General features: G+C 48.4%; 14 protein-coding genes. 7 read left to right on the top strand and 7 right to left on the bottom strand.

Translation table 11 applies throughout. The features are described 5' to 3' along the window. Positions 1 to 274 precede the first annotated feature (274 nt). From OXH39_09170 to OXH39_09160, 3 genes are all read left to right on the top strand, one after another. On the top strand, positions 275 to 1,474 hold the full coding sequence (locus tag OXH39_09170; GenBank protein MCY3550618.1) for a lamin tail domain-containing protein: 1,200 nt from the start codon (positions 275 to 277) through the stop codon (positions 1,472 to 1,474). Between the two features lie 448 nt (positions 1,475 to 1,922). Further along, positions 1,923 to 3,458, top strand: coding sequence for a tetratricopeptide repeat protein (locus tag OXH39_09165; GenBank protein ID MCY3550617.1), 1,536 nt, complete (start codon positions 1,923 to 1,925; stop codon positions 3,456 to 3,458). A gap of 376 nt (positions 3,459 to 3,834) precedes the next feature. Further along, positions 3,835 to 5,199 (top strand): trypsin-like peptidase domain-containing protein, encoded by a 1,365-nt coding sequence (locus OXH39_09160; GenBank protein ID MCY3550616.1) that lies wholly within the window; start codon positions 3,835 to 3,837, stop codon positions 5,197 to 5,199. 178 nt (positions 5,200 to 5,377) lie between these two features. Here OXH39_09160 and OXH39_09155 read toward each other — a convergent pair whose 3' ends face one another. From OXH39_09155 to OXH39_09125, 7 genes are all read right to left on the bottom strand, one after another. Beyond that, positions 5,378 to 6,517 carry a hypothetical protein gene (locus OXH39_09155; GenBank protein MCY3550615.1) on the bottom strand — a complete coding sequence of 380 codons (1,140 nt, stop codon included), beginning with the start codon at positions 6,515 to 6,517 and terminating at the stop codon, positions 5,378 to 5,380. Positions 6,518 to 6,528: 11 nt separating this feature from the next. Continuing rightward, entirely contained in the window at positions 6,529 to 6,942 is a 414-nt protein-coding gene (locus tag OXH39_09150; protein ID MCY3550614.1) for an aspartyl protease family protein, read from the bottom strand. Between the two features lie 14 nt (positions 6,943 to 6,956). Next, positions 6,957 to 8,525 carry a hypothetical protein gene (locus tag OXH39_09145; protein MCY3550613.1) on the bottom strand — a complete coding sequence of 523 codons (1,569 nt, stop codon included), beginning with the start codon at positions 8,523 to 8,525 and terminating at the stop codon, positions 6,957 to 6,959. Positions 8,526 to 8,737: 212 nt separating this feature from the next. Next, entirely contained in the window at positions 8,738 to 10,627 is a 1,890-nt protein-coding gene (locus tag OXH39_09140; protein ID MCY3550612.1) for a hypothetical protein, read from the bottom strand. Positions 10,628 to 10,975: 348 nt separating this feature from the next. Then, on the bottom strand, positions 10,976 to 12,727 hold the full coding sequence (locus OXH39_09135; GenBank protein ID MCY3550611.1) for an ABC transporter ATP-binding protein: 1,752 nt from the start codon (positions 12,725 to 12,727) through the stop codon (positions 10,976 to 10,978). Then, positions 12,724 to 14,469, bottom strand: coding sequence for an ABC transporter ATP-binding protein (locus OXH39_09130; GenBank protein ID MCY3550610.1), 1,746 nt, complete (start codon positions 14,467 to 14,469; stop codon positions 12,724 to 12,726). The genes OXH39_09135 and OXH39_09130 overlap by 4 nt, the downstream gene beginning before the upstream one ends. A 338-nt stretch (positions 14,470 to 14,807) precedes the next feature. Then, entirely contained in the window at positions 14,808 to 15,566 is a 759-nt protein-coding gene (locus tag OXH39_09125; GenBank protein MCY3550609.1) for a LamG domain-containing protein, read from the bottom strand. Between the two features lie 272 nt (positions 15,567 to 15,838). Between OXH39_09125 and OXH39_09120 the strand changes: the two genes are divergently transcribed. From OXH39_09120 to OXH39_09105, 4 genes are all read left to right on the top strand, one after another. Continuing rightward, the gene (locus OXH39_09120; protein ID MCY3550608.1) at positions 15,839 to 16,264 is read left to right on the top strand and encodes an NUDIX domain-containing protein; all 426 of its coding nucleotides are present in this window, start codon (positions 15,839 to 15,841) and stop codon (positions 16,262 to 16,264) included. A gap of 61 nt (positions 16,265 to 16,325) precedes the next feature. Beyond that, positions 16,326 to 17,249: a dihydrodipicolinate synthase family protein gene (locus tag OXH39_09115; protein MCY3550607.1), complete on the top strand. Its 924-nt coding sequence runs from the start codon at positions 16,326 to 16,328 to the stop codon at positions 17,247 to 17,249. 234 nt (positions 17,250 to 17,483) lie between these two features. Beyond that, complete coding sequence (locus OXH39_09110) at positions 17,484 to 17,777, top strand: hypothetical protein (protein MCY3550606.1); 294 nt, start codon at positions 17,484 to 17,486, stop codon at positions 17,775 to 17,777. 45 nt (positions 17,778 to 17,822) lie between these two features. Next, the gene (locus tag OXH39_09105; GenBank protein MCY3550605.1) at positions 17,823 to 18,989 is read left to right on the top strand and encodes a hypothetical protein; all 1,167 of its coding nucleotides are present in this window, start codon (positions 17,823 to 17,825) and stop codon (positions 18,987 to 18,989) included. The last annotated feature ends 109 nt before the right edge of the window (positions 18,990 to 19,098 follow it).

Genomic DNA, 19,098 nt, shown 5'->3' with positions numbered 1-19,098 from the left:
CAACCCCGATGGATAAGTGATGATTTCTTATGCGGATGTCTTATCCGCGAAATCCGCGTCATCCGCGATTTGCGGCGTACACGCCCAAATGCGACGTGCATTCAGAAAAAAAATAACGTATCCCTCAACTACTACCCCGCATCTTTATTTTTTCACAAAATATTTACACACATTTGTAACTTCAAGAAACTTGACGACACAACAGATGTAGGTTATAATAGATAACAAGACACGTGCTGAATTCCAACTTGCAAATATAGAGAGGTATGCTTTCATGAAGGACTTGATGACGCAAAGGCTTGTCTTTAGTATATTTATGACACTCATATTGACATTTGGCATCCAAGGCATTACGGATGTTCTAATCCCAGAGGCTATCGCTCTACAAACACCAAAACCGCCAAAGTTGAAATTGTCCTACGAAGATAATACCGTCCCAGTAGCTGCACAGTACAACAGTATCGCCATCAGTGAAATTATGTACGCCACCAACTCCGGCAAGCTTCCGCAGTGGATTGAACTCCACAACAGAAGTAGACGGAAAGTCAACCTTGAAGGGTGGAAAATTATAATTAAGAACCACCCGGAAGATACGTCTGTACTTGCCACCAAGCTTACCTTCACTTTAGGCGCAAAGATACTCGATGCCGACCAAGTCTTGCTGCTTGTGACGGAGCAAGTACCTAACTCTGGCGTTGGAACCGCAAAGGGGGACCTCCCAGTGGATCGTGTCGTCATCCTAAAAGACCTTATCGGCGGTGCACGGGGTTATCGCCTCTTGAGCCAAACCGCCTTCAAAGTCACCCTCAAGGCACCTTCTGGAAGGAAAACCTCTCGCAAGTTGATAAGCGACATCGCGGGTAACCTCGGGGAAATACCCGAATGGAAACTTCCGCTGATTGAAGGAAACCAACGAAGTTCTATTATCCGAGAATATGAAGGTAACACCGCAACAGGGCATCCGTATGATGGCACAAGGGCAGACGGATGGGAACTTACCGCCAAAAAGGATTCTCAGTATGTGGTACGGCACAATACCTACTATGGGCACCGCAACGATCACGGCACACCGGGTTATCGCGCACGTACGACTTTGCCCGTGAAACTCTCCGATTTGCCTGTGAAACTCTCTCGCTTCTTTCCTAAGCGTGACATCACCGGACACCCCCTTATTAGTTGGACAACCGAAACTGAGATGAACAACATAGGCTTTAACATCAAACGAAGCACAACCAGGAATGGTAAGTTCAAGATCATCAATCCTGTCGTTATCCGTGGCGCAGGCACAACCGGTGAAAGGCAAACCTACACCTACACCGATACGATTGCAAAACCGCGTGTCGTCTACTACTATCAACTCGAATGTATCTCTGTAGACGGGATCCGTCGGACACTCACCCTTCCCACGCGCCTAAGAGGGCACATCGGTTATATAAGACCTACGCGTTTCCTCTTAAAGTCGCCTACCCCCTGATAAGGGGGATATGGGGGGTTGGAGGATTTAGGGGGTTAAAAATAGCAAATTCCCAACCTATACTTATAGTAAAACCCGAAAATAAGAGGGCACTTTGGAAAACACAAAACGCCTCTCCTTCGCTGGCGAGGATTGTATCCTCGCCTTCTTGTAATCGTCAAATACTGCTGCACTTTACCATAAGTTTGTTTGAGATGCAATTTTTGAACCTATTGATATTTTTCTATGAATTTTCAGGCGAGCCTAACTCGTAGAAAAAGCATCTCATCGGTTTCCAAGAGCTGCAGCCCCGTAGGGGCGGTATCTGTATAGAAGTCGTTCCTCCCAGGGTCCAAAGCCCCGTAGGGGCGGCATCTGTATGGAATCTATCATACGAAAACCTGTGAAAAATTGTCCAAAGTTTAGTTTCTATATTGTCCAAAGTTTAGTTTCTATAAGGTATCCATTTATGAAAGCAAACAGAATATCTTTACTGGGTTTGCTCTTTTTGAGTTTCCTGTTCTCCTGCGCGCGGGCTCCCCAACAGATTATTGAATTTCCTGAAAAAGAAATCGATTTTACGGTCGTCCGTGTAGAGGGCAGATTTGGGGCTGCCAGCGGCTTCTTCGTGGCACCGGACAAGATTGCGACAAACATTCACGTTATTGCGCACCCCGGTTCCGTTTTCATAAAATCTCCTGACAAACAGAAGGTCTGGCGTGTTGAGGGCGTAACGGCGTTCGATGTTAAAAACGATCTCGCTGTCTTAAAAGTTATAGGTGAAGGCATACCGTTTCTACTTGGCAACAGCGATGCTGTTAAAGTGGGGGACGCAGTGATTGCCACAGGCTACCCGGGTGGAAAGTACAGAGGCACGCAAGGCATCGTCCATCGTGTCCGAAATAACGACAAGTGGCTCCAGATGAAAATCAGTCTTTCTGGTGGCAGCAGCGGTAGTCCGGTGCGAAACAGTAAGGGACGGGTCATCGCGGTCGTTTCTGCCGTAGAAGATCCTTACAGCTACGCCATTCCCTCAAACGCGCTGAGGACTTTGATTGATCGCTCAAGGCTTGCGGAGCCTTTGACGCGGTGGCGTAAGCGAAAGCATATTCGTGCCTATATCTACTCCGTTCAAGGACAACGTAAATACAATGCGAATCACTATAACGAAGCAGTCGCCGATTTTGATAAAGCCATCAAACTTAATCCTGAAAAGGTAGATGCTTACTACAATCGAGGACTCGCAAAATTCACGCTTGGAGATCTCGAATTCGCCCAAGGAAATCTGGAGGAAGCTCGAAAGTTATATGAAGCCGGAATTGAAGACAGCACGCAAGCCATCAAGCTTAACCCTGAAGATGCTTATGCCTACCACAATCGCGCCGGTGGTAAGTTCCGCCTCGCTCAATTTGAAGCAAATCAAGGGGCTGTGGCGAAAGGACAAACGTACTATCAAGGCGCGATCCACGATTGGACACAAGTTATCGAATTAGATTCAGAACTTGCCGATCCGTATAACAATCGCGGGATCGCAAAGGCTACCCTTGGTGAATCTAAAGCGAATCAGGGCAACATAGCAGGCGCGCAGGCATTATATGCGTCAGCGATTGAGGACTGTACACAGGCAATACGATTATACCCAGAGTATGCTGAGCCGTACATCAATCGCGGATATGCGCGGTTCCGTCTCGGTAAAACGAGAGCAAATCAAGGAGATATGGCAGCGGCAGGGGCGTTATATCTGTCGGCGGTTGAAGACTGCACACGGGCGATACAATTGGACCCAGAGAATGCTTATGCCTACGGCAATCGGGGTGTTACCAAAGCTGCCCTCGGTAACGCTGAAGGCGCGATAGAGGACTTTGATGCGGCGCTCCGGATTAACCCTAATTATGCTGAAGTCTACTACGATCGCGGACGTGCGAAAGAAACACTTGGGCAAGAGGAAGCAGCACAAGCAGATTTTCAAAAGGCTAAAGCACTAAAACCAGATACGGAACAGTGATTGTGCGTCATCAGTTTAGAGGCTGGACTATTTAGTTTTCCGTTTTTTTACCCAATTTTGGCCCTCCAGGCCCGGTAGGTTCGGTTTCCCAACCGAATCGAGCTTTACACAGAGACTTTGAAGCCTTCAAAACCTCTTCAATCCCGTAGGGATGGTATCTGTGTAGAAATGGGAATTAAAAAAAGATAAAGCTCCGTAGGGGGTTTTTGCTTGGGTGTTTCTGCAGCATTTGTAGAGACGTTCCTACAAAATACCGTGAAAAATCCTTAAATTGACACCTGTAGTGCGGTTTCCTAACCGCACCGGATTTAAAAAAAAACAGCCAACCAGATAATTTATTAAAACTAAATGCCCCTGAGTTTAGAGGTATCTGTTTATGAAAGTTGACCGAAAGTCTATATTCGTTTTACTAACACTGGGTTTTCTTTTCTCGTGTGCACCAACACCGCAACAGATAGTTCCCAAGAAACTGGTCATACCACCAGTGGACTCAGTCTCTGAAAAAGTAAAGGATTCAACTGTTCGCTTGGTGGGTTTGCGCGGCATTGGGAGCGGTTTCTTCGTGGCACGCGACAAGATTGCCACGAACATTCATGTAGTTGCCCTTCCCGGGCCTATTTTCGCGAAGCTTGTTGACAAGAAGGCAGTTTGGGCGGTGGAAGGCGTGACAGCGTATGATGTAGAAAACGACCTTGTCATCTTAAAAATCTCCGGTGAAGGCACGCCGCTACAGCTTGGTGATAGCGATGCAGTTAGACATGGTGAACCTGTTTCTGCTGTGGGATTTCCAGACGGTGTATACAAGGTTATGCCTGGGCGTGTAATCAACGCTCAGAATAGCAATAAACGAATTCGCACAACAGCTAATACACGTGGGGGGAGTAGTGGGGGACCTTTGCTAAATAGTAAGAAACAGGTTATCGGAGTTCACGTGGGTCGAGATGAGGCTGTCCCTTCAAACGTTCTCAAGGCATTACTCTCGCAGCCTACACGAATAGAACCTATAGCACAGTGGCACAATCGGGAGCTTATCCGTGCCTATGCCTATTTTGTTTTGGGAAAAACGAAAGTTGCAAAGAAAAGCTATGATGAAGGAATGGTTGACTTGGATAAAGCCCTGCAGCTGAACCCTAATTTTATTTATGCCTATTACGCACGTGGAATTGCGAAGTTTAACCTTAGCGACTATAACGGCGCGATAGCCGATTACGATAAATACATTCAGGTGAATTTTGAAGATGCCGATGCCTACAGAGATCGAGCGTTGGCGAAGTTCAAATTCGGTGATTCTAAAGCCGAACAAGGGAATACGGAGGCAGCACGCAGTTTATATAAAGCAGCAATTGAAGATTATGCGAACGCCATAAAACTAAATCCTGATAGGCACCATGTGTACAACTATTTGATGCGGAGGAGGTATCTCTTTGCGCAATTTGAAGCCGCTGCAGGAAATATGGCAGAAGCCAGAAAGTTATATCATGAGGCGATATTTGATAGTGAGAAAGCGATCCAACGAGACCCGGATAACATCCATGCTTATCATACACGAGCAACAGCAAAGGTAGCCCTTGGTGATGCTAAAGATGCCATACGTGATTTTGATAAACTTGTCTGGATGGTTCCCAAGTATGCAAAATACTACTATGAACGCGGGCGTGCGAAAGAAGCACTTGGACAGAAGGAAGCCGCACAAGCGGATTTTCAAAAGGCTAAGGAACTGGATCCAGATGTCGGACAGTAACTCTGAACAATAAAATTAGAGATCTCCATTATGGCTTTGTATCCAAACGCCCAATGGTCCAAGGAAAATGGGCTTTTGGAGTAAAGGCGGGTAAAATGGAACGTCTTGTATACGGAAACACCGGACTCGAAATTTCCCGGTTTCTACCTTGAGGGTGGGACCTCCCAATAAGGTAATCTTATTCCTTACGACTCTGTGAGTGCATATCGAGCGGATTATCTGCCTCAAATAGACGCTGTGCCGCAGCGGGTAGTTTTCCTCGGGCCGCGGCCTGTTCCACCCAATGGGTCGGAATGCCATTTGTCCATTTGGCTGGATCTGCTTCTGGGTCGGGTGTTCGATACGCCATAAGCAGTCCCCACCGGGTCGGCATCCCTGGCTTCCGATAGCCAACATAATGCGGCATGTGATGGACAAACGAAACCATGCTTCCGGGCGGTAGTGAGAGGTGTACGATTTCCAACGGTTTCCCTGTGAAGGCGTGGATTTTGCCTTTCAACCAGCCCGCTTTCATGGCAGCGTCATCATCCGGTCGTTCCGTGCTCCATTTGTACGGAATCCGATAGAGATGGGCACCGGGGATAATCGCAAGTTCGCCGCCATCCTCGATAGTTGCACCTTCTGGATAGCACAACGTCCGAATACACTGCCGTTGTAGAAAATCAGTGGTAAGGGCGTGTCCAGTCCCAATCGGGTCCTCAATTTCGTACTGCCCCTCCCGATACTGGTGTGCATGCCACCGGCGCCCTTTTGAACCCGGTGCTCGATTGAGCATGAAGCAGTGATCGAGTATAAATCGGTCTCCGAAAAGTTTCCTAAAGAGTGCCATCATCTGCGGATGAGCAGATGTCACATCCATTATAAAGTCGTCGTATCCTGCAGGAAAGTACTCCGGCATGACACCTTGTGACTTGAATCCGTATGTGACCAACGCGTTGCCCGGTCCGAACAGCCCCTGAGTATGCATATATTGACGCAACTCAGCGGTTCTGAGGAAACCGGGCATTTGCTCTGAACCACCGCAGCACCCCGCCAAAAACGCCGGCGCAATTTGTTCTGGCACAGGCTGCGGAAACCCCCGCGCCTCAAAGTCGATAGCACTCCACGCCGTATCCATGAGGATCGCATCGTTCATCTGTTGTAACTTCTGTAAGCTGGCTGTCCACTGCTTGCGGGCAGCATCCGTGAGTATCCCTTCCCACACCCAATATCCATCGCGCTCAAACGCAGTCCGGTCAAACGCTTCAACGACTTCCAGCTTCAACAGGTTGTCCACACGATTTTCTGGGGAGTCGTCGTGTGTTGATAAGGTATCCATTCACTTCTCCTTTAGAGGATCTCTGTAATCCATTCACCATCGTGTGCTGGATTATAGATTAACCCCTCTTTTATATCAACACAGAGATCTAAATGCTCCAAAACCATGTGTCCCACGAGGACAGGCGAACCCTCAGGTAGATCGGTAATTTGCATCGTCCCTGTTCGTTCCAATATCGTAAATTGGACTTCCGAATAAAGGACGCGGTCAACGATGCCAGTAGCGGTACGTGCCCGCCTCGTTTCAATAGGTGTGAGCCCGAGTTGCTCAATGAGTGGTGTCGGTAGGCAAAGACCCGTTGCACCAGTATCAACAAGGGCATCCACGACAATAAGGCTTCGCACATCTTCAGGATTCATAACACCAAGCTTTACAGCAACCAGATCGTATAAATTTTCAAGTTCAATTTGCGTAGTATGTCTCATTTTTTCAACTCCTGTTATGTTTCTAATGTAGAGGCGAGATCCCCTCGTCTCTGCTGAGTACGAAAGGCATAGAGCCTTGCACGGTTCAGCACAAAGCGAAATCTCAGCGGTTGCTCTGCCTCCGCCAATCTCGCCGACTTCCATTGCACCGAGTGCCGTATAGCATCGCCTGTCAACGGAACGCAATCATCAATCGAAAATCCTTGTTGAACCTGTCCATCAGCCGTTAGCACTTCAACACCGACCTGACCGCTACTTGCATCCGCATTAATTTCAAGCCCACCGTTCGGAAGCTGCAATGGGACAGTTTCAACGATACCCTCCTCCGCCTCAGCATCAAGCGAGACGAAGCCATCTAATCGCCACTTCGCGAGCCCGATTGCCTTGTGCCTATCCTTCATCTGGGCACCGTGGGTATGTTCTGTCCCTGTATAATACCAGTGAATTTCATCGTCGGTGATAATCGGCTCTATAGCCGTTCCCATAATCATGCCGGTGTCGAAAGTGCCGCTCTCACCGCGTGGGATAATCGGCGTTCGATTTGAATCAGGATAATCCCAATTGAATCCGTCTCGACTATAAACGAATTGGGCATCAATAGGTCCATCGACAGGAATCTCATGCTCCGCCGCGCCCGGTCCCGTCACATATAACACACCGGGGATACCAATATAAATATTATGATAGAGGAAACCAGACATGTTGTGGATTTCGGCACGATCAGCACCGTATCTCTGTACACCAACTGCGTCGTCCTCATCCGTTGCACCGAACATCGGTTCGAGAGGTTTCCAGGGGCCCTCAAGACTTGGGCTTTCGGTGTATGCGATCATACGTCTTGCGTCTTTATCGTCACCACGTATGAGGGCATAAGCTCGAAACAGATCTGTTTTTTTATCGTAGATGACGTTGAACGCGCCTTCGTTATCTCGATCCGCAATCGGTTCGAGGAAATCTGAATCGTCCCATCGGATGCCATCAGGTGACATGAGCAGGAAAATGTTCCGATACCGCCTACAGAAACCGATCATCTTATACCGTCTCTGCGGATCCGATTCATCGTCATCACGAAAGACACACGCGCCGTGGAGGTCCCACACAATGTTGTTATTCGGGTTTCCATTGAATTCAAAGAGACCGAGGTTCGGTTTCGTCCATGTCAATCCATCATCGCTCTCTGCATAGCAGGTAAGGTCGCCGCGGTCGTTTTCGACGAATTTGCGTCCGTAAGCGTCGTGTGTCTTTCCTCTATAGGTCGAAGGGTTTCGATCTGTACGTGGAACATAAAGTCCCGGAATCTCATTCGCTTCAAACCGCCAATGCGGTCCCATACGACACATGTACCACATACGATATTTTCCGTACGCCGCATCGTACATCGTGGTGCCGTAGAGATGTACGCGTCTGGACTGGTCGGGTCCGCCGTGTTCCCACGGATTGTCGGGATCTGGTTCAAGGACGGGAACATCGTGCTTCACGCACTGATGTAGTGTGCGTGTCACGCCGTGTTTGGAAGCGATCAGCGCGTCATCAACAAACAGTTCTGTGCCAGTATCAAGTATATGAACGGTATTTGAATTCATGTTGTTTTCCTCAATTAATCGGCAGATTCTTCCGGAGAAATGTGTTTAAACGGATCAAAAGTGAAACATACTTTAAGCCTTGCTGTTTGTCTTCTTCCAATTGTACTTTCAAGGATTCTGAGCTTCATACCATCCTTCCGAATCCTTTACTTTCGTATCAGCATCTTTCGCGTGGCGGTGAATTCACCTGCAGTCAGCGTAAGGTATAGCGGTTAGTCTGCCCGTGCGAGTGTCCACAAGAGTATCGTGCCGTCGTGACTCCCACTCGAGAGGGTACCACTATCCGGACTAAACGCCACGCTCCGGACCGCATCTGTATGCCCTATGAGTGTGCGTATGGGCTTGCCAGTGCTGACATCCCATAAACGGATGGTCTTGTCCCCGCTCCCACTTGCGAGTGTATTTCCATCCGAACTAAACGACACGCTCCAGACCACATCCCCATGCCCTATGAGTGTGCGTATGGGCTTGCCAGTGCTGACATCCCATAAATGGATTTCCTGATAGGTCCCACTTGCGAGTGTATTTCCATCCGAACTAAACGACACACTCTGGATCCCTGTGGACGAAAGGCTATGCAGAAGATTGCCAGTGCTGACATCCCGTAAACGGATACCATTATTGCCAAAACCTCCGCTTGCGAGCGTCTGTCCATCTGGGCTAAACGCCACACTTTTGACCGCACCCCTCTGCCTTGTGAGCGTGCGTATGAGTTTGCCAGTGCTGACATCCCGTAAACGGGTTTGCTGATAAATCCCGCTTGCGAGTGTATTTCCATCTGGACTGAACGATACGCTCCAGACCACACCCCCGTGCCTTGTGAGTGTGCGTATAGGATTGCCTGTATTCACATTCCATAAACGGATAGTCTTGTCCCAGCTCCCACTTGCGAGTGTATTTCCATCTGGGCTAAACGCCACGCTATAGACTGCATCCGTATGCCCTGTGAGTGTGCGTATGGGTTTGCCAGTGCTGACATCCCATAAACGGATAGTATGGTCAAGATCTTCGCTTGCGAGTGTATTTCCATCTGGGCTAAACGATACGCTATAAATATGGGGACGACTCGTACGCCCTATGAGGAGTGTGCGTATGGGTTTGCCAGTGTTTACATCCCATAAACGGATAGTCTTGTCCCTACTCCCGCTTGCGAGTGTATTTCCATCTGGACTAAACGACATGCTCCAAACCACATCCCCATGCCCTGTGAGTGTGCGTATGGGTTTGCCAGTGCTGACATCCCATAAACGGATAGTATGGTCAAGATCTTCGCTTGCGAGTGTATTTCCATCTGGGCTAAACGATACGCTATAAATATGGGGACGACTCGTACGCCCTATGAGGAGTGTGCGTATGGGTTTGCCAGTGTTTACATCCCATAAACGGATAGTCTTGTCCCTACTCCCGCTTGCGAGTGTATTTCCATCTGGACTAAACGACATGCTCCAAACCACATCCCCATGCCCTGTGAGTGTGCGTATGGGTTTGCCAGTGCTGACATCCCATAAACGGATAGTCTTGTCATCACTCCCGCTTGCGAGTGTATTTCCATCTGGACTAAACGACACGCTATAGATATAGACACGACTCGTCGTATGCCCTGTGAGTGTGTGCATGGGCTTGCCAGTACTGACATCCCATAGACGGACGGTTTTATCCTTACTCCCACTTGCGAGTGTATTTCCATCCGGGCTAAACGCCACACTATTGACCGGCCCCAGATGCCCTATAAGTGTGTGCATAGGCTTGCCAGTGCTGACATCCCATAGACGGACAATCTCGTCTCTACTCCCACTTGCGAGTGTATTTCCATCCGGGCTAAACGCCACACTACTGATCGGTCCCAGATGCCCCGTGAGCAAATTGCGTTCTTCACCGGTTTGTGCATCATAGATCCAAATACCGATGCTGCTGGCTACCGCAAGAAGCGTGCTGTCCGGGGAATACGCAATTTCACGTACCCATCCCTTACTGAGGCGCGTTTTAGCACCTTCGGGTAAACTGAGTTGCATATAAGGTTCATATTCAGCAGTCGTGTCGGGCACATACAGAAACATTGAAAAAATTAGGAACATCAGCCCCAAAAACACCTTGATTTTCATAAGAACCTCTTTTTTATTTTATAATCCAACTTGCCACCCGTACATAACTTTTGGGGTGGAAGCAAACCGATCTACACACTGGCTATTGAAAGTCTGTTATGTAGATTCAGCAAGTTCTGTGCCAATCTGAACAATACTATATTGGCGGAGTTTCCTACAAAACTCAGAGGAGGTGCTGCACACAATGGTGCATTCCTTAGACTCGACTGCACGAAATAGGGCGTACTTACATAACTCTGGTTGCCTATAACCTTTTAAGTAGCAACTTGGGTTATTTTATAGTAGATTTTGGAATTACTTGGACACTACTTAAGACAAACCTCCCAAGGTTTTATGCTCGACTCAACTTCAGTCGCTTGCCCATAACTTCCGCATCTCCTCGGAGGAAACGAGCAGTTCATCCAACGTCCCAACTGCCTCAACGCGGCCCTCTTTTAGAACAACAATCTGATCCGCCCGACGCAGCGCAGGTCGCCGATGAGAAACAACAAGGCACGTCGCCCGCGTCGTTTCAAAAAGACGTTCCCATAAGGTCTGTTCTGTCTCTACGTCCAGCCCAGATGAGAGATCGTCAAAGACGAGAAGTTCCGAGTCTCGGATAAACATCCGTGCCGCTGCTGTACGCTGCATCTGTCCGCCGGATAGTTTCACACCGCGCGGTCCAACAACGGTTTCGAGACCGTCTTCAAGCGTCGGCAGATCCTGCTCCATGACACCGAGCCGAATCGCTTGATTGAGGGTATCCCAATCCCACGGCAAACCCATGAGAATGTTAGCACTCAGTTTTTCGCTGAAAAGTTTCGGCGTTTGCGGTGTGTACGCACAACGGGGCGGAACGAAAAACGACTTCGGATCCCCAACGATTTCGCCGTTCCAGCGAATTTCCCCGGACTGTTTCGGCAGGACACCCAAGAGGGCTTGCACCAGCGTCGTTTTACCTGAACCGATCTGTCCGGTAACAACAGTGAACGAGCCTGCCGGGATTTTCAGATCAACCTCAGCAATTCCAGATGCATCGCCGTCATAGAGGTATGTAAGCCCGTCAACGGCAAGTTCATCTAACCGATCCGCTTCAGTCTTTTGAGGAATAGAAAGTGGCGGTTGATTCTCTCGCAGATATACCGGAGTGTGTGCTACTAAATCATCTCTTGGCATTTCCTCAACGGTCTGTTCCATACGGGAGAATGAAACCTCTGCGCGTTGGTGTTGTGCCATTGTACTGCCGATGAGTGATCCACTTCTCGCGACTTCACCGATATACGCATAGAACAACACAAAGTCTCCAACTGAAAACGTCCCTGCAGCCACCTGTTCCACAATCAGAATCAAAACCACCCCAGCGGCAAAGTCGTTCATATTGAAACTGATGGATCGTAGGAGTTGATTGAACAGGTTATCCACCAGTGTCGCCTTGCGGCGCGCATCGTTCAATTTCCGGAAGTGTGCAATTATATTTGACTCTGTCCCAGCGACCTTCACTGCCAAGATAGATTGGAACATTTCGTTGATGAAGTTCGTTGAATGTTCCGTAGCAACGCGCTGTGCTGCGCGATACCGCTGAATATACCGCCTTGACATGTTGACAATTGTAATAATGAGAATAGCAGGGATAACCGTGATAGCCGTTATGGCTGCATCTATCCGAGCCATCCAGATAATTGCTAACGTCGCGAAGATGAGATTGCCCCACAAATGGATGTACTGTTCCAGATAGCTTATAATCGCTTCTACATCATCTCGCAGCCGGTTTGTCACTTCGCCAGAGGCTGTTGAGACACTGTGTGGCGCGGACATGTTCATGATAGATGTCATCAGATTTTTTCGGAGCAGTGTTGAAATAGCGTATCGCCAACGCGCCCACACGAACGCTGAGGAGATGAGGACACCTCGGTCACCAAATTCGGCAACAACGAAGAGCGCAACAAAGGTCCAAGGGTTGGCACCAGCTGCCGATTCGCCGGACAGCGCATCAAAAAATGCCTTCATAATGATGCCGACAATGAAAGGCATTAGATCGTCTAATCCACGGAACAGAATGGTACCGAGAAAGAGGAGCGGACGGTAGCGCATGAGGCGAATTGAGGCTTGCCCGGTTGTCATTGAATCATCTCCTCCAGACCAGTTTTTAGCAGCCCTGAGAAGATGGAGTCAGGATTTTGGACGAGCCGCTTGCGTTCGTCATATTCTTCAATCTCTCCATCTGCAAGAATCATAATTTCGTCTACCTGTTGGACCGTTCCAAGCCGATGCGCAATAATGATGCTGGTCCGCCCCTTCAACAATCGCTGCACTGCGTTGTCAATGCGTTGTTCCGTTGCTGGGTCAAGTCGTGAGGACGGTTCATCAAGAATGACAATCTTCGGATCTTTAAGGAAGACCCTTGCAAATGCCAGCAGCTGCGCTTCCCCTGCGGAAAGCCCGGTCCCTTCAAGAAGTGTATCAAGTCCGTCTGGCAGGGATTGATACCATTCGGATAATCCAAGTTCTTCAATCACTGACAAAATCCGATCATCAGAGATTTCTGTGTCAAAGAGCGTCAAGTTCTGGCGCACTGTTGCATTGAAAAGTTGCACATCCTGTGTAACCAGACCGATCCGGTCGCGCAAGTCGTCCAACTGAATATCCTCAATTGGTTTGTTGCCAATCTGAATCTGTCCTTTGTTAATCTCATACAACCGAAATAGGAGACGGGTGATCGTTGTCTTACCACTACCTGTGCGTCCCAATAAGCCGAGTGATTTTCCGGGTTGTAATTGGAAGGAAACATCTTTCAGAACAGATTCATCTTCGGTGTACCCGAATGTGACCGCATCAAATTCAATACCAAGTGCTTCTGAGGTCGGCAGTGCCTCCGTTCCATCTACAATGTTTGAGGTGACCCGATAAAATTCTTCAATCCGTTTCAAACCAGCGGTTGCCCGTTGGAGATCGTTAATCTGACGGTTCATCATGACCAGCGGACCTCGCAGCATCACTACGTATTGGATAACAAGAAGGACGGTCCCGATTGTGAATACACCTTCCCTGAACAGATAGATACTCATCGCCATCGTCAATACCTGCCCGAAGGCAAGTAGAACGCCGCTAATCATCCGTAAAACCTCGCCCATCACGTGTGCTTTTACGGCTCGACCGTATACATCACGGTTGACATCGTAAAACCGATCCATTGTATAGTTGATGCCACCGTTTGTACGAAGGTCCTCAACACCTGTTAGACGTTCTTCGAGAAATCCGAAGAGTCTGGCGTAACCCTCTCGTTCAGAGGTGTAAATCGGAACAGCAACGTTTCGGGTGAGATTATAAACTAAGATAGCGACTGCCACAAAGCCGGTCAGTGCGATTCCAATCCGCCAATCTTCACGAATCACCAAGACCAGAGCACCACCGAGCAGCAAAAAACTACCTATTACCTGAAGTATGAATTCAGAAAAGAAATTTGAGAGAGCCGTCGTATCTCCGTCAACACGTTCTACCATTTCACCAGGCGTGTGTTCATGATGGAACGGCATGTCGAGTTGGAGGCAGTGGTGTGCGAGATCACCACGCATCTGATTTGTCGCTCGCCAGCCGACATCTTGCCCAAGGTAAGAGCTGACTAACGTTACGACTTGCCTGAAGAAACTTACGGCAATGAACAGAAGACCGGCAGCGATCAGTAAGTTCCGCGTCTCTCCACCTGCTTCTGCTGTGTCAAAGAAGTAGCGCAGAATCTGTGGTTTAACAAGGTTTAAACCGACCCCACCCAACATAAACACAGCGAGTAGGGTCACACGCATCCACTGCGGTTTCAGGTACTGTGAAAGGAGTGCGGCATATTGCCTAAAAGGGATTTTTTCCAAATTGCAGGTTATCCTTTAGGGGGTCAGTTTTGACCAACAACTTGTGCTTTAGCAAAAGTATCGGAGGCGAGTTATTGGTCAAAGTCTTCGGCATTCGGTTAGGAGGTTTTCTGGTAATAATTCACTTCACATCGGCTTGCTCCAAAGTGGCGATGATTGTTACAAAAACTCTTCTTCACTGACAACTGATAACTGATAACTAATCTTGTAAGTGGACAGGTGTTCAGTGAACAGGGTCTCCACCGCCGCTGGCGAGGTTTGAAACCTCGCCTCCACAATATCTCAGTAATTGTAGATTTTACTATAGAATGTGACTTACCTAACCCTTACGATTTACTTTAATCTCTCTTAAGTTCTGCCCAAGTAATTGCGAGTTTCCCTTTACTCTCGACAGGCAGCCCAACAGTTGCCAGCCTTTTGAGGTCATCGGCGTTCAACGTCCGGTCATAGATCATCACTTCGTCAATTAACCCTTTGAAGTATCTGGCACCACAACATTCATCCCATCCGAACTTCAAATTTTTAACTGTCTGTTCGATGTGCGGAATATCATTTACTTCAGAATCAAGCTTGTCACTATCTCTGTGATAAATGTAACTCGTTGCTTTGTCAGGTTCAATTGCTATCGCGACCAACGCCCATTTATTTTCTGGGATTTCTGGCGCGCCTTGCCAGTTCCACGTCAGTGCGGAATTATTGTTCCATACGTAGGTTAGAGTATTGTTCGCAGCAACACCCATCCACCACGATGCCGGATCACTTCGACCTACGACAATTCCCGACCAATCTATCGTTTTCCAACCGTTGATCCGTGCAATCACTGTGATTGCGGTCGTTGTCAATTCAAACGTATCATCGACAACGACGTGTCCACCACCACCATCAAAATCAACCGCACCGTTCACCCAACCGTCGTCAGACCATTTCGCGCCCTTTTCTAATTTGGCATCCTTTCCATTACCTGATTCGTCGTTGCCATTGCCATCGAGGGGCCAATAGCCGACAAGTCCCTCCGTAAGATCCGCTGCAAACGCGCCTATAGACCAAAGACTCACAGCAACGGCTAAAACCATAATAACGTTCAATCTATATTTCACTTCTTACCTCCTTATATGCTGTTATTCATCGCATCTCACCCTTCCAATAGCAGAGAGTGCAGACACGGTTTTTGATAGAGAAAAACAGCAAAAGATGCTATACTTTCAACAAGCGTAAACGAAAAGATAAACCACATCTTCATAAGTCTTTATGATATAATAACCCAAGGTACGGCTTATAAGATTTTAGACAGATATACACCATTTTTGATTAAAAAAATATAAGGAATTTCCTCTCATTTTCGATAGGACACCAGATTCAGGGGTTGTGAATGTCGCGTGCACAATGCATCGTTCATAGGCAAAAAAGAATTCTAATGGTCAAGCACCGTCACGAAGGAGAAGAGTGGTGGTGTCTTCCCGGTGGACGCATCGAACCAGATGAAACGCCGGAACAAGCCGCGCTGAGAGAACTTCGGGAAGAGTGCCGTGTCGAAGGCACTGTAATCCGTCCAACATCTGTCGTTACCTTTGCACCTAACGATCAATATTACACCTATTTGATAGAAATAGGTACGCAGGCAGTCTCCTTGGGAAACGATCCGGAACTAAAAGAGAAACAGATTCTTGTGGAGGTTGCGTGGATTTGCCTAAACGACCTCCCAGAACGAGATAGAGTATTTCTGTGGACTGCAGGTTTGTTGACAATTCCTGAATTTTCTGAGGAAATCTGGCACTTACCAAACGTACCGCCGTAATTAGCAAGTTGCCCATCTCTATACTTTCAGAAGTGCTAACAACATACCAAAGGAAATTTTTATGGAGCGAGCAATTCGCGTAGTGGAACGTCTAAAAGGTCCCATCGTACCCGTGAACACCTGTTTCGGCGATGACGACTCGCTGGATGTTGGTGCGATGCGGAAATACGTCAACTGGTTGTGTGAGCAAAGTGTCCCAGTGATTCTCCTCACGTATGGCAGTAGCGAATTCTGTAGCCTGACAGATGAAGAAATCTGGCAGTTGACTGCGGAATTAGCAGAAGAAATATCAGGTCGTTCGCTGTTCATTGCTTCAACCGGGTGGTGGTACCCCGGACAGTGCCGAGAGTTTTTAAAACACTGCGACGCTAAGGGCGTAGACGCTGTTAAGGTCCAGATTCATCCCGGATTAGGAGTGAAGAGCGAGGTTATTGTTGGCTACTTTGATAGCGTTCAGGATGCCGCGCCGATGCCTTTGCTGGTTTGGGGGGCGTGGCAAGACCCGTATCCTGTGGACATCGTTGCTGAGTTAGCAAAACGTCCAGAGATAGTTGGTATCAAGAACGACGGTCATCCGTTCTATGCTTACTACGACATCATTCGCGCAACCACTGACGAGAATTTTGCGGTGGTCAGTGGTGGACAGATGCGGAATTTCATGTTCGGCTATCCGATCGGTTCAACGGCGTATCTCTGCACGATTGCTCCGTTCTGCCCAGACATTGCATTGGAATTCTATAATGCCCTGACCACAGGGCACAACGATGATGCCAAGGAGATCGTGTTCCGTTATGAGGAACCCTGGCTCAAGACTGCAACGAAGTTGGAGTGGCTACCAAGCATCAAATCGGCACTCCATCTTCACGGACTCTATCCGAACCACCGACTCCGAACACCCGCTGTCTCGCACACAGACGAAAGACATCAAGAAGTCCAAGCCGTGTTAGAGCGAGTCTTTGGGAACATCAAGTTTGCTGAACTCTAATTGATGGACGGAAATGGTTAAACTTCGTAAGGTTCACCTTTATTCAAACGCGAGCGCAGCTATCGTTCTTGCTTGTTCGATGTAGAGATGCTCTATTGTATCTTTTCCCCGCTCGTGCTATACTCTATGAACCCAGTTTTGGGTGGTAACGCCACGGAAACCCTACACACTCTTCTACCGCCCTCCCACCGTATTATAAGCAGGGGGATAAAAGGACTGGAGCTTGAAGACCAAATGGATATATTGGAAGAACTAAAAGCGCGGGACGAGCGCATCGAAAAATTGGAAAGAGCACTTCTGTTAGTGCTGAGTTTAAACATTGGGAATCATCTTGACAAGTCTACTAAGAATTGTTTTAGCCATGTTCAAACTTTCGCAGTAGAGCAAATGGAAACCCTCGTTGCGGAGGGTGGAAGCACGGAGAAAGTCATTGAAGATTTACTCGCCGCCAGTGAAAAACGTTTTCGTGATGAACTCGCTATATTGGGGCGGACCCCCTCCATCGTCAGGGACAACGAAACGTCTTAGTGATTATTTTGATAATTCATCAGATTGATTACAAAAGGGAAGTCTATGAAAATTAAAGAGATCCGCGTCGTAGAAATCGAACTCAACCCGAAACCGACAACAACGCCGCGCACACCGAGTCGGTCAAGAACATATCAATTGAACCGCCCCATTACGCGTTATCCGTCATTCAACAGAAAAGAGGGACACGTTTCCTATTCGGAATGGAAACGTCCGGCATGCATTATAACGGCAGAAGATGGGGCCTGGGGTTTCGGTATCTCGCTGTACGGGGGTCCCGTAACCCGAATCATTTCAGACCATTTTGCCCCCTTCCTCGTTGGCGAAAATTGCATGGCGACTGAAAAAATATGGGACATGATGGTACGATTGTCAGCCGCCTTTGGCGCAACCGGCTTGACGAGTTACGCCATCAGTGCCGTTGATTGTGCCCTCTGGGACCTCAAAGGCAAAATTTTGGGGCGACCGGTTTACGAACTACTCGGCGGTCCGCAAAAAGAAAAGATTTTCTGTTACGCGTCTGGCTTCGATCAGGAATGGTATATGGAGCTTGGATTCAAAGCCACAAAACTTTTCACTCCGTGGGGGCCAGAGCAAGGGAAAGAAGGCTTAGGTAAACTTGAAGAATTGGTAGCAACGACGCGGGAAGCCATCGGCGATGAGGTTGACCTAATGTTGGACGCTTGGACCGGTTTTGACATAGAGCATACCGTGCGTGTCTGTGAAACCATGAAGCCTTACGGGTTGAAGTGGATGGAGGACTACATCCGTGCCGATGATTTTGTCGGCTACGAGACAGTGCGTCAACGCCTCCCTTGGCAAACGCTCGCGACGGGAGAACACTGGTATCTACCAACCGTCTTTGCAGAGGCGGCAGGACGACGGTTGGTTGACATCTTCCAGCCGGACGTTTTGTGGTGCGGTGGTATTACATCAGCGGCGAAGATTTGCCACATCGCAGAGGCAAGTGGGATTAACGTAATCACACACGGCGGTATGAACTATCCCTACGGTCAGCACCTCGCATTTGCTATGCCTGCCATTACGTGGGGTGAACGCTCTGAAGGCGTTTCTGCTCCCGGTGTCCCTCTCGAGGAGATGGTCAAGTTGCCCGGCACTTCCGTCATCAAAGACGGCTATGTCGCCCCGTCGGATGCCCCCGGTTTCGGTCTCGAAATTGACGAGGCGTGGATAGAGAGTGTAATGGTTTAAGTCATACCTGTCAGTCAGCTTAAATTATTCCATTACGTCTTGATAACATCGCTGTTGATGGTGTAATACTACTGGATAAGAGTATCGTAAACCTTTTAAACTCGTTTGG

This window comes from Candidatus Poribacteria bacterium (genome assembly GCA_026702755.1).
GTDB lineage: Bacteria > Poribacteria > WGA-4E > WGA-4E > WGA-3G > WGA-3G.
Note: the sequence above shows the minus strand (reverse complement) of the source record. Positions and strands in the feature narration are given on the sequence as shown.